The organism is Tsukamurella paurometabola DSM 20162, from assembly GCF_000092225.1.
Classification (GTDB): domain Bacteria; phylum Actinomycetota; class Actinomycetes; order Mycobacteriales; family Mycobacteriaceae; genus Tsukamurella; species Tsukamurella paurometabola.
The window spans coordinates 2048774-2063514 of the sequence record NC_014158.1 but is presented as its reverse complement, the minus strand read 5'-3'; the positions used below and the strand labels follow the sequence as shown (position 1 = coordinate 2063514).

Annotated in this window: 13 protein-coding genes; 6 read left to right on the top strand and 7 right to left on the bottom strand. The window is 70.7% G+C overall.

Going from position 1 to position 14741, the window contains the following annotated elements:
- Positions 1–22: 22 nt before the first annotated feature.
- The 3 genes from TPAU_RS09885 to TPAU_RS09875 form a co-directional block, all read right to left on the bottom strand.
- Positions 23–1393, bottom strand: coding sequence for a replication-associated recombination protein A (locus tag TPAU_RS09885; protein WP_013126608.1), 1371 nt, complete (start codon positions 1391–1393; stop codon positions 23–25).
- Positions 1390–2496, bottom strand: a complete 1107-nt coding sequence (locus TPAU_RS09880) for a hypothetical protein (protein ID WP_013126607.1) — start codon at positions 2494–2496, stop codon at positions 1390–1392. The genes TPAU_RS09885 and TPAU_RS09880 overlap by 4 nt, the downstream gene beginning before the upstream one ends.
- A 70-nt stretch (positions 2497–2566) precedes the next feature.
- A complete protein-coding gene (locus tag TPAU_RS09875) occupies positions 2567–2875 on the bottom strand; it encodes an ArsR/SmtB family transcription factor (RefSeq protein ID WP_013126606.1) in 309 nt (102 codons plus the stop codon).
- Positions 2876–2929: 54 nt separating this feature from the next.
- On the opposite strand from TPAU_RS09875, the gene TPAU_RS09870 reads away from it, so the two are divergent.
- The 5 genes from TPAU_RS09870 to TPAU_RS09850 are packed head-to-tail and all read left to right on the top strand — an operon-like array spanning position 2930 to position 7683.
- Entirely contained in the window at positions 2930–4507 is a 1578-nt protein-coding gene (locus tag TPAU_RS09870; RefSeq protein ID WP_013126605.1) for an ABC transporter substrate-binding protein, read from the top strand.
- On the top strand, positions 4495–5499 hold the full coding sequence (locus tag TPAU_RS09865; RefSeq protein ID WP_245537871.1) for an ABC transporter permease: 1005 nt from the start codon (positions 4495–4497) through the stop codon (positions 5497–5499). Before TPAU_RS09870 ends, TPAU_RS09865 begins: the two co-directional genes overlap by 13 nt.
- Positions 5496–6296 carry an ABC transporter permease gene (locus TPAU_RS09860; protein ID WP_013126603.1) on the top strand — a complete coding sequence of 267 codons (801 nt, stop codon included), beginning with the start codon at positions 5496–5498 and terminating at the stop codon, positions 6294–6296. The genes TPAU_RS09865 and TPAU_RS09860 overlap by 4 nt, the downstream gene beginning before the upstream one ends.
- Positions 6293–7024 carry an ATP-binding cassette domain-containing protein gene (locus TPAU_RS09855; protein ID WP_013126602.1) on the top strand — a complete coding sequence of 244 codons (732 nt, stop codon included), beginning with the start codon at positions 6293–6295 and terminating at the stop codon, positions 7022–7024. Before TPAU_RS09860 ends, TPAU_RS09855 begins: the two co-directional genes overlap by 4 nt.
- On the top strand, positions 7021–7683 hold the full coding sequence (locus tag TPAU_RS09850) for an ABC transporter ATP-binding protein (RefSeq protein ID WP_013126601.1): 663 nt from the start codon (positions 7021–7023) through the stop codon (positions 7681–7683). The genes TPAU_RS09855 and TPAU_RS09850 overlap by 4 nt, the downstream gene beginning before the upstream one ends.
- On the opposite strand, the gene TPAU_RS09845 is transcribed toward TPAU_RS09850, so the two are convergent.
- Genes TPAU_RS09845 through aspS form a run of 4 tightly spaced genes read right to left on the bottom strand, consistent with a single transcriptional unit; the run spans position 7623 to position 13742 of the window.
- Positions 7623–8537, bottom strand: a complete 915-nt coding sequence (locus TPAU_RS09845) for a transglutaminase family protein (protein WP_013126600.1) — start codon at positions 8535–8537, stop codon at positions 7623–7625. The two genes, TPAU_RS09850 and TPAU_RS09845, sit on opposite strands and share 61 nt — an antisense overlap.
- The gene (locus TPAU_RS09840; protein WP_013126599.1) at positions 8528–10984 is read right to left on the bottom strand and encodes a circularly permuted type 2 ATP-grasp protein; all 2457 of its coding nucleotides are present in this window, start codon (positions 10982–10984) and stop codon (positions 8528–8530) included. The genes TPAU_RS09845 and TPAU_RS09840 overlap by 10 nt, the downstream gene beginning before the upstream one ends.
- Positions 10981–11913 carry a DUF389 domain-containing protein gene (locus TPAU_RS09835; protein ID WP_013126598.1) on the bottom strand — a complete coding sequence of 311 codons (933 nt, stop codon included), beginning with the start codon at positions 11911–11913 and terminating at the stop codon, positions 10981–10983. Before TPAU_RS09835 ends, TPAU_RS09840 begins: the two co-directional genes overlap by 4 nt.
- Positions 11914–11936: 23 nt before the next feature.
- On the bottom strand, positions 11937–13742 hold the full coding sequence (aspS, locus tag TPAU_RS09830) for an aspartate--tRNA ligase (protein ID WP_013126597.1): 1806 nt from the start codon (positions 13740–13742) through the stop codon (positions 11937–11939).
- 96 nt (positions 13743–13838) lie between these two features.
- Between aspS and TPAU_RS09825 the strand changes: the two genes are divergently transcribed.
- The gene (locus TPAU_RS09825) at positions 13839–14741 is read left to right on the top strand and encodes a neutral zinc metallopeptidase (protein WP_013126596.1); all 903 of its coding nucleotides are present in this window, start codon (positions 13839–13841) and stop codon (positions 14739–14741) included.

Genomic DNA, 14741 nt, shown 5'->3' with positions numbered 1-14741 from the left:
CGATGGTTGCGACCCGTCAACCTTACCGGCGCCTGATGATCCCCCGCAGCCGCGTTACCCGTGGTCCGATCTCACGCTCGAAGCCGTGGTCCGTGGGCTCGTAGTAGTCGACTCCCACCAACTCGTCCGGCGGGTACTGCTGGGGCGCCACTCCCCCCGCCACGGCGTGGGGATAGACGTATCCCTGGGCGTTGCCCAGGGCCTCGGCGCCGGCGTAATGCCCGTCCCGCAGGTGCGGCGGGACGGCACCGGCCTTCCCGGCCGAGACATCGCCCATCGCGGCGCCGATCGCCGAGACCACGCCATCGGACTTCGGCGCGGTAGCGAGGTGGATGGTGGCCTGCGCCAGGGCGAGCCGCGCCTCGGGCATACCGATCAACTGCACCGCCTGCGCGGCCGCGGTCGCGATCAGCAGCGCCTGCGGATCGGCCATACCGATGTCCTCGGAGGCATGCACCACGAGCCGCCGGGCGATGAACCGCGGGTCCTCCCCCGCGGTGATCATCCGCGCCAGGTAGTGCAGTGCGGCGTCGACGTCCGAGCCCCGGATCGACTTGATGAATGCACTGATCACGTCGTAGTGCTGATCGCCGTCGCGGTCGTAGCGGACCGCGGCGGTGTCGATGCTGGACTCGACGATGTCGAGGTCGATCTCTGCGGCCTGCTCACCCATCGCCACATCGGCTGCGGCCTCCAGTGCGGTGAGTGAGCGCCGCGCGTCGCCGCCCGCCAGCCGGACCAGATGGTCTCGCGCCTCGTCCGTGATCGTCAGCGCCCCGTCGTAGCCGCGCGGGTCGGTGAGCGCCCGGTCGATCAGCTCGCTGATGTGGCCCGGTTCGAGCGGGCGAAGTTGCAGGATCAATGATCGCGACAGCAGCGGGGAGACCACGGAGAAGCTCGGGTTCTCGGTGGTCGCGGCCACCAGGAGCACGACGCGGTTCTCCACCGCGGCCAACAGCGCGTCCTGTTGTGCCTTGGAGAAGCGGTGCACCTCGTCGATGAACAGCACGGTCTGCTCATCGACCAGGAGGCGCCGGCGCGCCATCTCGATGACGGCGCGCACATCCTTGACCCCCGCCGACAACGCCGACAGCGCCTCGAAGCGGCGGCCGGTCGCACCGGAGATGAGCGAGGCGATGGTGGTCTTACCGGTGCCGGGTGGGCCGTAGAGGATCACACTCGCAGCGCCGGCGCCCTCGATGAGTCGACGCAGCGGAGTGCCGGGGCCCAGCAGGTGTTCCTGACCGAGCACCTCGTCCAAGCTGCGCGGCCGCATCCGTACGGCGAGCGGAGTGCCGGCGTGCGCGGGAACGAAGTCCACCTCGCCGGCGTTCGACGGCGTCGTCCGAGGCGTGCCGAGGTCCCCGTCGTCACCGAACAGGGAATCCGTCACAGCGAGCGGACCTCGGCGGCGACGGCGGCGGCGAAGGCGGCGATCCGGGGATCGGTCTCGGCGAGGCGTTCCCACCGGGTGGCGAGCTCGTCGGCCGACCATGCGGACAGGCTGTCGAGGTGTCCGGCATCGATCCGGCTGGCGGAGTCGAGCCCCAGCGCCCAGTACGTGGCGAGCGCCAGCCACGCGAGTGTGGCGGTGGCGAGGTGCCGGTGCAGCGCCACGTCATCTGCCAGTCGCGGCCACAGGCGCACGATCTCGGAGCGCCAGGCCTCGATGATCGCGCTGTCGTGGTCCGCCGAGCGACCTTCGGGCGTGCAGTCCGGGTAGGTCAGCAGCACATAGGCCACATCGAGGGCACCATCGCGGAAACCGGCCCACTCGTAATCGAGGAACCGGGCCGCACCTCCCACCACGTGCGTGTTGTCCGGGCCCACATCGGAGGGACTGAACGCCCGGAAGGGCCCGTCGGTGAACAGGGCGACGGCCGCGTCGAGGACACCGGTCGTCGTTGCGTCGGTCCCGCCGACGGCCCGAGCGACCGCGACAACGGCCTTTGCGGCCTCACTGGCGACGGGGTCGTTGCGCGCATCGGTGTGCTCCAGGCGGGCAAGGGTGTGCAGATCGATCTCACGGCCGTAGGTGCCCGCGTGCATCCGGCCGAGTGCCTGCGCCCACGCCGACAGCACCATCGAAGCGCCGGCGACAGGGGTGCGGCCCAGCACGTCGGTCATCGTCTCGCCCTCACCGAGGTCCTGCAGCACGAGGATCTTGGCGTCGGCATCGGAGGCGAGTAACTGCGGTCCTGGACGCGAATCGACGGGGAGCGCGGTGGCGAACTTGTACGCCGCGCTTTCGCGGGCGAAGGCCTCGGCGTGATCGCCTTCGGCGTGATCGGGGAGGCGAAGCTGCTTGATCACCACGGACCGAGGCAGCAGGGGATTGTTGTGCAGCACGCGCACCCGCATGACGAGAGTGCGCCCGGATCCGCCGAGGTCTTCGGGATCGCCCAGTTCCACCGGCGTCCCCACGCGGCGCCCGAGGAGCGTTTCGACCGCCGTGAGGGCAGCCTGCGTCGTCTCGAAACCCATCGCGGCAACCATCGATTCCAACCTACCCCAGCGGCGGCGGCGTGGTTGTCCACGAGCCTCCGATTCACTGTGAATTCACTGGTCAGGCGTTGTGGTGCGTCACGCCGAGGATGTCGTGCAGGATGCGGTGCACGATGGCATCGGAGCGCAACGTGTACCGCACGGTTCGCCCGTCGCGCGATGTGCTCACCCACTCCGCGTCCCGGAGTATGCGCAACGCCTGCGAGGCCGCGTTCTGTCCCACCCCGGCCCGCTCGGCCAGCTCGCCGACACCGAGTCCCGGGCGATCGTGCATCGCGATCAGCAGCCGGAGTCGGGTGGCGTCTCCGAGCAGGGCGAAGCGGGCGGCCCAGGCGTCCGCGTCCACGCCGTGCCGGTGCCCGTGAGCCATCGTCGCCGCCTCTCGTCCGACATCTGTCCAGATGAACAGATAAGGTTCTCGACCATGCGCAGCGCCCGCCGCACCGTCGGCCTCATTACAGCAGTAGCACTGGCACTCGGCGCGTGCTCGTCGGGCGCGGGCGGCGCGGAGGACCGCCTGGTACTCGCCGAGACTCAGCCGCTGGGCGGATTCAACCCACTGATGGGGTACGGCGAACTGGGCGTGTCCCCTTTGTACGAGGGCCTGTACCGGCCGGATGCGGCGTCGGACGGGCAGGTGCCGGATCTTCTGCCGGCACTCGCCACCGCGGCGCCGCAGCGGATCGGCCCCCGCACCTGGCGGATCCCGCTACGGGCCGGAGTCACCTTCTCCGACGGGACACCGTTCGACGCCGCTGATGTGGTTGCGACCTACCGCGCGGCGCGCGATCCAAAGGTGGCGGCCGACATCGCCACCCACGTGGCGCCGGTGCAGGACGTGACCCCGGACGGCGGCGGCGCCGTCATAGTGCGGCTCGCCACCGACGGTGATCCGACTCCCTATCTGCTCCTCGGCATCGTGCCCGCCGAGCGCATCGAGGAGCGTCCGGTCGCCCAGTGGGGCCTTAATCGCACGCCCGTCGGCACCGGGCCGTACCGGCTCGACTCCCTCGCCGATGACCAGGCCGTCCTCGTGGCCCGTTCCGATCGCGGCCCGCAGCCGGCGGTGCGCCGCGTGGTGTACACGCTGGTGCCGGACGACAATGCCCGGGCACAACGGGTACGGGCCGGCGAGGTCGACGGTGCGCTGCTGCCGCCGAAGCTGGCGGCGTCCCTCGACGGCCGTGACGGCGTGCGCACCATGACGGTGAAATCGGCGGACTGGCGCGGTGTCTCGCTCCCCGCCGCCAATGCGTTCACCGCCGATCCGGTGGCGCGGCGTGCGATGAACCTGGGCGTGGATCGCGCCGCGGTGATCTCCGGGGTGTTGGCCGGCGCCGGGGAACCGGCGAGCACGCCGTACTCGTCGGTGTACGGCGCCGCATACGAACCGGGAGCGCAGTTCGACTTCGACGCTGCGGAAGCGAGTCGACTGCTCGATGAGGCAGGGTGGCTACCCGGACCGGACGGGGTGCGCACGCGCAACGGCAGCACCGCCGCGTTCGGGCTGCTCTACAACGCACAGGACACGGTGCGGCGCGACCTGGCCGTGGCCTTCGCCGCGGCGATGAAGCCGCTCGGTATCGCCGTCACACCGCAGGGCAGCAGCTGGGACGAGATCGAAAAGCGCACCCGCGATGCCGCGATCCTGCTGGGCGGCGGCGAGACGCCGTTCAGCATCGACGCGCAGGGCTACGACGCCCTGCACACCCGGGTGCCCGGCTCGTCGCCCTACAGCAATCCCGGAGACTTCACCGCGCCCGGACTCGATGATCTGCTGGAGCGGGCCCGGAACCTGACTCCCGGTCCCGAGAAGGACGCCGCGTACCGGCAGGTGCAGCGCATCTACGCCGCCCAACCCTCGGCCGTCTACCTCGCGCACCTGCACCACGCGTACGCCGTCCGGGCCGGCGGCTGGACCTACGCTCCGCCGATCCTGGAACCGCATTCGCACGGCGTCACGTGGGGACCGTGGTGGAACCTGCCCTCGTGGAAACGCTGATCGTGGCTCGCCGCGGTCGCGGACGCACGGCCGGCCGGCTGCTCCTGGTGCGCGTGGCGATCGCGTTCCCGGTCCTGCTGGTGGTCTCGCTCGCCCTGTTCGCGCTGGCCGGCCTATCTCCGTTCGATCCCCTCGCCACCTACCTCGGGGGCGAGTACCAGTCCGCTTCCCAAGCCCAGCGCGAGGCCGCGCAGGTGGCCTACGGTCTCGACGCGAGCTGGTGGTCGGCGTGGTGGCGCTGGGCCTGCGCGCTGCTGTCCGGCGATCTCGGCTTCTCCTCGACGAAGGGGCGTCCGGTCGCCGAGGTTCTCGCGCAAGGACTTCCCTTCACCATCGGGTTGTCGGCGACCGCGCTGCTGATCGCCGCCGCTGCGGCGATCACGCTCGGCGCCGTGGCCGGGATGCGCAGCGGCAGCCGGCTCGATAAGACGGTGAGCGCACTGGCCACGGCGCTGGCGGCGACCCCGCCGTTCGTGGTCTCCCTGCTGCTGGTCGCGGTGTTCGCGGTGGGGCTACGGGCCTTGCCGACCTCGGGAGCGCGCGCACCGGGCGAGCCGTACACGCTGGGCGGCATCGTCTCCCACGCGGCACTGCCCGTGACGGCGTTGGCGCTGTCACAGATGCCCTGGCTGTTGCTGTCGATGCGGTCCGCCGTCGTCGACGCCGCCCGGTCCGATGCGGTGCGCGGAGCGCGGGCCCGCGGGATCAGCGGGGCGACCCTGCTGCGCGGCCACATCGGCCCGATGTCGGTGCTGCCGACACTGGCCCTGCTCGGCACCCGGCTGCCGGAGGTGATCGCCGGTGCGACCATCGTGGAGACGGTCTTCGGCTGGCCGGGAATAGCCTCCGCCCTCGTGGATTCGGCGACGGCACTGGACTTTCCCCTGTTCGCATCGCTGTCGCTGCTCGCCGCGGCGGCAGTGCTCGCCGGATCGGCGCTCGCCGATGCGGCGGCGGTGTGGCTGGACCCCCGGATCGAGTTGGCCGGATGACACGGTGGCCGTGGATCGCACTGGCCGCGATCGTCGTCTTCGCCATCGCGGTGCCTGCGGTGACGGGCCCGCAAGTGGCGGACTTCACCGCTGCTCTACGGCCGCCCGGTCCGGGCGGCCCGCTGGGCACCGATCATTCCGGCTACGACCTGGCAGTGCGGACGGCGTCGGCGCTGCGGATCTCCCTGCTACTGGCCGCTATCTGCGCCGTGCTGTCGACCGTGATCGGGCTCGTGATCGGGCTCTCCTCCGCCACGATCGGCGGTTGGTTCGATGCCGTCCTGATGCGCATCGTGGACGGTGTGAACGCTCTACCGCACCTGGTGGTCGGTGTGGTGATCGCAGCGCTCTGGCGCGGGGATCCGGTGGCGATCGTCGCGTCGATCGCGCTCACCCATTGGCCACCGGTGGCCCGGGTAGTGCGGGCAGAGCTGCTGGCGGCCATGTCGTCCGGGTGGGTCGAATCGGCACGGCTGGCCGGCGCCTCCCGGGTGTTCGTGGCGCGCCGGCACCTGCTGCCCGCGGTGTCTGGCCAGGCACTGGTCGCCGCGATCGTGCTGTTGCCGCACGCGGTCTGGCACGAGAGCACACTCTCGTTCCTCGGCGTCGGACTGTCCCCGGACCGAGCGAGTCTGGGCTCGCTCCTCGGACAGGCACGCGGCGATGTGCTGCTGGGCGCGTGGTGGACACTCGCCGTGCCCGGCCTCGCGCTGGTGGCCACCGCACTCGTGTGTGCGGCGTGCGGTGCGCGCATCCGCCGGTCACTCGCGGTCCCGGCCCCGCAGGTGTGGCGATGACCGCCCGGACCCGCGGGCTGACAGTGCGCGCCGGCACCACGACGGTGCTCGACGGCGTCGACCTGCACGTACCCACGGCGGCGGTCACCGCCCTGGTCGGCGAATCCGGTTGCGGTAAGTCGATGGTCGTCGCGGCGCTGAGCGGACTGTTGCCACCCGGCGTCGACGTCTCGGGCGAGGTGGAGGTGAGTGGACACGTACTCGGCGCCCGCGATGACGGCTGGGCCGAGCTGCGTGGGCGCACCGTGGGCGTGGTTCCGCAATCGGCGGCCACGTCCTTCACCCCCGTCCGCACTGTGCGTTCCCAGCTCGACGAAGTGATTCGCGTCCTGGACGGGTCCCGCAGCGCTGAGGAACTCAGCGTGGCGGCAGGGCTGCCGGCTGCCGCCCTGGATCTGTACCCGCACGAGTTGTCCGGTGGCATGGCGCAGCGCGCCGCGGTAGCGGCTGCCGTCGCGGCCGGCCCACCGCTGATCCTGGCCGATGAACCCACCTCGGCACTGGACCCCGCGACAGCCGCCGCGGTGTTGGGGCTGCTTCGCACTCTCGCGGACGCCGGTGCTGCCGTCCTGGTGATCACGCACGACCTCCGATCGGTGCTCAGTGCGGGCTGCGATGCACTGGCGGTCATGCGCTCGGGTCGCCTTCTGTACTCGGGCTCCCCCATCGCACCGGCGGACCACGCCGACGCCGAGTACATCCGGGCGTTCTTCGAGGAGGTCGAATGACGGCGATCATCGGCACGGGCATCGTGGTTCGCCGCCGCGGCCGTCCGGTGCTCGACGGGGTGAACGTGACGGTGCACGCGGGCGCGGTGACCGGTGTGCTCGGCCCGTCGGGCGCGGGCAAGACGACACTGCTGCGGGTACTCGCCGGACTGCTCTCACCCGATGCCGGTTCCGTCGACCACGGCGGGGGTGCGCCGCGCCCGGCGGCGGGGACGCTCGCGATGCTGGCGCAGCATCCACGGACCGTGTGCAATCCGCGGTGGCCGCTCGCGCGGATCGTCGGCGAGCCCCGTCGCATCAGTGGCGTCGGCATCGGGGTCGACGAGGCCGCGGACCGCGCAGGGCTGCAGCCATCGCTGCTGGATCGGTTCCCGGCGCAGGTGAGCGACGGACAGCTCCAACGTGCCTGTGTGGCACGGATTCTGGTGCAGGCGCCGCGGTTCCTGCTCGCCGATGAGCCGGTGGCGATGCTCGACCCCGTTTCGGCGCGCGCGGTGCTCCGGATACTCGACGCCGTGACCGCGGCGGGCACGGGGGTGGTCCTGGTGAGCCATAACGCAGCGCTGGTGCGGCGGCGAGCGGCGACGGTGATCGAGCTTCAGTCGAGCGGTGCGACGTCGACCGAGACGTCGATCGAGGATCCCCGCGAATCCGTGTAGATCACACCGCGCAGCGGTGGTACGTCCTCGTAGTCCCGGCCCCAGGCGACCGTCACGTGCCGCTCATCGACGAACTTGTTGTTCGTGGGGTCGAACGGGAGCCAGATATCGCCGGGCAGCCACACCGCCGCCCACGCGTGTGTCGCACCCGCACCCACCACGCGGTCCTGGCCGGGCGGTGGTTCGGTGGCGAGATATCCCGAGACGTACCGCGCCGCAAGGCCCTTGGACCGCAGGCAGGCGATGGCAACCCGGGCGAAGTCCTGGCAGACGCCCTCCCGGCGTTCCATCACGGTGGCCACTCGGGTCGCGACATTGGTGGCACCCGAGCGATACGTGAAGTCGGTGTAGATCGCGGTGGTGAGTTCCTCGACGGCCTCGACGAGTGGTTTGCCGGGCGTGAAGATCGCATCGGCGAACGCGCGCACATCGTCGTCGATCTCCGCGGGCCGCTGGTCGAGCCGGTACTGCGCGGCGAGGGCGCCCGCATCGCCCACCGGCCGCGCGAGTTCCCAGGGTGCTAGGGCGGGGCCCTCGTCGGTGATCGACTCGTGCAGTGGCTCCACCTGCACGATGGACTCACCGCGCACGCTCAACTGGGTGTGCGGTGTGGTCACGTGAAAGTACGTGTCGGTGTTGCCGTAGGCGTCGACGCCCTCGGAGCGGTCGGTGGGCTCGGGTCCGATCACGATGAAGTGCTCGTCGACCCGCTGTTGGTCGAGTTCGCGCGGGCTCAGATAACAGCGGCCGAAGCTGGAGGTGACCTCGGCGTCGTAGCTGTAGGTGGTCTCGTGCACCACGCGGTAGCGCCGGCTGCGCGAATCGGGCGTCCGGCGGGAGAAGCTCAGGCCCACGACGGCACCCCGACCCAGATCGGACGAGCCTCGGCGGGCAGCGCGAAACGGGTCCGCTCAAGCACGTCTGAGATATCGCGCAGGCCACCGGTGATGGCATCGATCAGTGCGACGAGTTCGGTGCGGACACCGTCGGTCACGGTCTCGGCCTCCTCGGGGTCGAACCGGCGCAGCCGGCCCAGTAGTTCGGTGGCGGTGCGTTCGGCGGCCACGCTGCGCATCTCGTCCGGCAGGTTCTGCAGGTCGCGCGAGAGCGAGTCGAGCTGGAAGACCATCGACCGTGGATTGTCGGCGTCGAGGAACATCAGGTCGACCACGGCGCCCGCACGCAGTACCGACCGGTGCCGCCGCCGATAGGTGACCGACGACTCACAGGCCACGAGGTACGCGTCGAGCAGGCCTGTCTCGACCTCGGATTCTCGGGCCGGGACCACGGTGGATGTGGTCAGGTCGGCCAACTGCAGGGCCCGCTCGATCCGCCGCCCGGCGTCCATCATGCGCCATCCTGGATCTTGGACCAGCGATTCACGGGCGAGTCCGGCGAAGGCGAGCAGCGAGACCAGCACCTCGCCGAGGGTCTGGTCGAGTTGCTCGCCCCCGTCGTGCCGGTCGGCGGCGAGCCGGCCCAGCGAGCGCTCGGCGCCGCTGAGCACGAGCCAGGTGTCGGTCGACATCTGATCCCGGACCGCGCGCAGGCAGGCGCGCAGGCGCACGCCGGCGAAGGCGACGGTGCCGGGCAGGTCGGTGTCGAGGGTGAGTCGACGCAATCGGGCGAGCACATCGGACTGGTCGGCGCCCTCGGCCACGATCGGTCCGAGTTGCCCGGTATCGGACACCTCGACGACGGCGTCGAGCAGGGGCTGCAGGGAGGCGGCCCCGGGCTGCCAGGGCCGGTGCCGGAACTCCTGATCGCGTTCGCGGGCCACACTGAGCAGCCGCACCATCGCCTCCGCGCGTTCTGCGTACCGGCCGATCCAGAACAGGTCGGACAGGACGCGCGGGGTGGCGACGGGTCCGCTCGCCGTGACGCCGTTCATCCTGGCCACGCGCGGAGAGGTCGCCACGCGGATCGATCCGCGGCTGTCCTCCCCCGCGGGCACCCAGACGTCACGGGCCGCCGATGTATGCAGTTGCGCGCCGGCGGCACCGTCGAGGAGGACCTGGCCGAGGCCGCCACCGAGCACGGTGTAGCCGGCCTCCTGCGCCAGCGAGAAGACCCGCAGGGAGAATCCGCGGTCCAGCACGGCACCGTCGGACAGAGCGGGCTCGGTGTCGAAGGGCACCAGTTCCTTCGCGCACCACAGCGCGGGCTGCTCGGCTATGCGGGCGCGCAGTGCCGCGGCGGCCTCGGCGGTGAGGTCGGCGCCCAGGATCCGCTCCCCGGTGGAGAAATCGATCAGCAACTGATCGTCGAGTGCGCCGTCGATCACGGCGCGACCGGCGGGAGTGGCCGCGTGCACGGTCGGGGTGGAGTCGAGCAACAGGTCCTCATCGAGCAGGGCGCGGCACAACTGCGGCAGGTAGGCGTGCAGGGCCGGGTTCTCCAGAACGCCGGAGCCGAGTGTGTTCACCACGGTGACGGCCCCGCGGGTCATCATCTCGACCAGGCCGACCACACCGAGCCGGGAGTCGGTGCGCAGATCGAGCGGGTCGGAGAACTCGGAGTCGACACGGCGCAGCACCACGTCGACGCGTTTCATTCGGCCGAGTGCGCGCATGTACACACCACCGTCGCGGACGGTGAGGTCGGAGGCCTCGACCAGCGGGAATCCGAGCACGGAGGCGAGGTAGGCCTGGTCGAACGCCGTCTCGGAGAACGATCCGGGACTGAGCACCACCACCGTGGGATCGTCGACCCCGGGTGGAGCGCTCTCGAGCAGTTGCCCCCGCAGCGCGGCGGCGAACGACGACACCGGTCGCGGTGTCTCGGAGCGGAATTCGCGGGGCAGGGCGCGGGAGGTGACCCGCCGGTCCGCGAGGGCGTAGCCCACGCCCGACGGCGCCTGGGTGCGGTCGGCGGCCACCGCGTACGCGCCGCCGGCTCCGATCCGGCCGACGTCAGCGGCGTGCAGGAACAACGCCTTGGTCCCGGGCGCGGGAACACCGAAGGCCCGGCGGATGAAACCGGGGTGGGCGAACAGCACCTCGGGGGGCAGCAGGCCGTCGCGGATGGTGCGCTGTTCGCCGTAGAAGTCGCGGAGCAGCGCGTCGAGCAGCGTCGACCGCTGGGCGGCGCCGCGCGCCAGGGGTTCCCACTCGTCGGTACTCAGCAGCACCGGCAACGGATCGAGTCGCCACCGCCCGGTGGTGGCCGGTGCGGCGAGGTCACTCGGTAACGCGTCGAGTGCGTTGTAGGTGATGCCCTCGTCATCGATCAGGCCCCGTACCCGTGCCTGCAACCGGGCGAGGGCATCGGCGTCGAGATCCTGTAGTCCGTCGACGGTCACAGCCCCACCTGCTCTCGCATATCGCGCCATGCCGCGGGCCGCAGGACCAGCACCAGGACGCCCGCGACGACGATCCCGACGAGGTTGATGGCGAGCTGCCCCGTGGATTCGAGCGCGCGCTGCCACTCCCCGACGGTAGCGGCCACTACTGCGTACCCGGCGGCGGGAACCGTGGTCACCGAGATGAACACGCCCACCAGCGCCGCGGACTTCGCGGTGACCATCGAGATCATGCCCGCGGCACCGGCGAGCAACGCGACGATCAGCGAGAACGGGCCGACCCGGTAGATGAAGTCCACCTGGCCCGCCGTATCGAGGACGTCCACGGTGAACAGATCCGCGGCGAGCGCGGCCTCGGCCCCGAGCCAGGTGCACACCATCGCCACCGGGAAGCCGACCGACAGCGCGATCAGCGGGCGCGCCGCGAAATGCAGGCGACGGGTCGCGAGTGCCACGGCGATCGCTGCGAGCGGCCCGAATTCGGGTCCGACGACCATCGCGCCGACCACTGTGACCGGGGAGTTGGTGACCACGCCGACCGCCGCGAGCAGCACCGCGAGCACAAGGAAGGCGAGGAAGGTCGAGTTGAGCGTCGACTCCTCGCGGGTCCGGGCGGTCAGTTCTTCCCAGACCACGGCATCCGATGGGTCGCCGGGCACCGCCTTCTCCGCGGCGTCCGCGGCATCGGAGAGCACCGTGTCCAGGGTCGAGACGGTGACCGCGCCGTCGGCGGGGATTCCCAATTCCTCGAGGCCCTGCAAGACGCGATGGGCGGCCTCGCGGGTGACGTCGGCGCCCAGCACATCGCCCGCGGGGGCGAGTGACGCACCGACCGCGAGTGTGACGTGGGTGACGCCCGGCCGCGACCGGAACAACGCGAGCACCGCGTCGGTCCGGTCGGGTGGACTGATCACCCGGATGTGGCGCACTGGTCGCGTTTCCCCGGGATCGACTACTCGGTGGGCTGTGCGGCGGCCGGATCGGGCTTCGGCTCGGCGGCCTTGGGCTTGGCGTCCATGCCGGATTCACGGCGTTGTTGCGCGGTGATCGCCGCGGGCGCGTCCGTGAGCGGGTCGACGCCACCACCCGACTTCGGGAACGCGATGACTTCGCGGATCGACGGCGCACCGGCGAGCAGCGAGACCACACGGTCCCAGCCGAAGGCGATGCCGCCGTGCGGCGGTGCGCCGTAGGAGAAGGCGTCGAGCAGGAAGCCGAACTTCTCGCGGGCCTGCTCCTCGTCGATGCCCATGATCGCGAAGACGCGCTCCTGGACGTCGCGGCGGTGGATACGGATCGAGCCGCCGCCGATCTCGTTGCCGTTGCAGACGATGTCGTAGGCGTAGGCCAGGGCGCTGCCCGGATCGGTGTCGAAGGTGTCGATCGACTCGGGCTTGGGGCTGGTGAAGGCGTGGTGCACCGCCGTCCAGGCGCCGTCGCCCACGGCCACGTCGCCCGAGGCGGTGGCGTCGTCGGCCGGCTCGAACAACGGGGCGTCGACGACCCAGGTGAAGGCCCAGTCGCCGTCCTTGATCAGGCCCAGCTTGTCGGCGATCTCGCCGCGGGCCGCGCCGAGCAGGGCGCGCATCGTCTTGGTGGGGCCGGCGGCGAAGAAGACGCAGTCGCCCGGCTGGGCACCCACATGGGCCGCGAGGCCGGCGCGTTCGTCGTCCGAGAGGTTCTTGGCGACGGGGCCGGTGAGCTCGCCGTCCTCGCCGATCAGCACGTACGCGAGGCCGCGGGCGCCGCGCTGCTTGGCCCACTCCTGCCAGGCGTCGAGCTGGCGGCGGGGCTGGCTCGCGCCGCCCGGCATGACGACCGCACCGACGTACGGCGCCTGGAAGACGCGGAACGGGGTGCCGGAGAAGTACTCGGTGCACTCGACCAGTTCGAGCCCGAAGCGCAGGTCCGGCTTGTCCGAGCCGAAGCGGCGCATCGCCTCGGCGTAGGTCAGGCGCGGGATCGGGGTGGGGATCTCGTGGCCGATGAGCGACCAGAGCGCCTTGACGATCTGCTCGCCGAGGGCGATCACGTCCTCCTGGTCCACGAAGCTCATCTCGATGTCGAGCTGGGTGAACTCGGGCTGCCGGTCGGCGCGGAAGTCCTCGTCGCGGTAGCAGCGCGCGATCTGGTAATACCGCTCCATGCCCGCGACCATGAGCAGCTGCTTGAACAGCTGCGGGCTCTGCGGCAGCGCGTAGAAGGTGCCGGGGCGCAGGCGCGCGGGCACCAGGAAGTCGCGGGCGCCCTCCGGGGTGGACCGGGTCAGCGTCGGCGTCTCGATCTCGGTGAAGTCGTTGAGCGCCAAGATGTTGCGCGCCACCGCATTGGCCTGGCTGCGCAGCTTGATCGCAGCCGCCGGGCCCTCGCGGCGCAGATCCAGGTAGCGGTACTTCAGGCGCGCTTCCTCACCGGGCTCCTCATCGAGCTGGAACGGCAGCGGCGCCGACTCGTTGAGCACGGTCAGGTCGGTGACGTTGACCTCGATCGCGCCGGACGGCAGGTTCGGGTTCTCGCTGCCCTCGGGACGCTTCTCGACGGTGCCGGTCACCAGCACGCAGTACTCGGAGCGCAGGCGGTGGGCCTGCTCGGCGACCGCGGACTCCCGGAAGACCACCTGCGCCACACCCGAGCTGTCGCGCAGGTCGATGAAGATGACGCCGCCGTGGTCACGTCGGCGGGCGACCCAGCCGGTGAGGGTGACGACGGTGCCGGCATCCTCCGCTCGCAACGATCCAGCAAGGTGGGTGCGCAGCACGTTCGGGTGTCCTTTCGATGACGATTCGTAGAGCGCCTGCCATGCTACGGGGCGAAGCAGTTCACGATCGCACCCCACTCATGGAAAGCTGTGCGCATGACCTTTCGGGATAACGGACCTCTCGATACCAGTGCAGTCAGCGCTGGCGGCGGCGTCGGCCGCAGTGTGATGATCGGCGGCGGCAGCATCGGCACCGTCATCATCGGCCTGCTGATCTACTTCCTCACCGGCGGCAGCGGCGGCGATCCGAACTCGGCCTCCCCCGCCGGGCCCGGCGCCGGAGCCGGAGCGGGCCTGAGCCAGTCCGAGCAGGAAATGAACGATCGCATCCGGGCCTGCACCCCCCAGTTGGCGAACACGGACACCACCTGCCGGATCGTGGCGACCACCAACTCACTCAACAAGGTCTGGCCTCAGTTGCTCCGCGGCTACCAACCGCCGAAGGGGGGAACCAGGATCATGCCCGTGGGTGCGAACTCCATCAACACCGCCTGTGGCGTCGCGGGCGCCGATACCGGGCCGTTCTATTGCCCGAGCGACCAGGTCGCCGTCTTCCAGCTCGACTTCATGGATCGAGTGATCCAGAAGATGGGCGGGTCGAACGCCGCGTTCTCGCAGGAGTACATCGTCGCCCACGAATTCGGCCATCACGTGCAGACGCTGCTCGGTGACATCAAGAACTCGCAGAAGGGGTCCGGCGCCGACGGCGGCTCCGTGCGCACCGAACTGCAGGCCGACTGCTATGCAGGCATGTGGGGCTCGCGAGCCGATAAGGGCCCCGACGCGATGCTCGAACCGCTCTCACAGCAGGATGTCTCGGCCGCCATCCAGACCGCGCAGGCGATCGGCGACGACACCATCCAGCGCAATGCGGGCCGCAACCCCAATCCGGAGTCCTTCTCGCACGGCACCTCCGCGCAGCGCGTGAAGTGGTTCACCATCGGATACCGGGCGAACGGGAACATCGCCCAGTGCGACACCTTCAGCGGCGCCATCTGA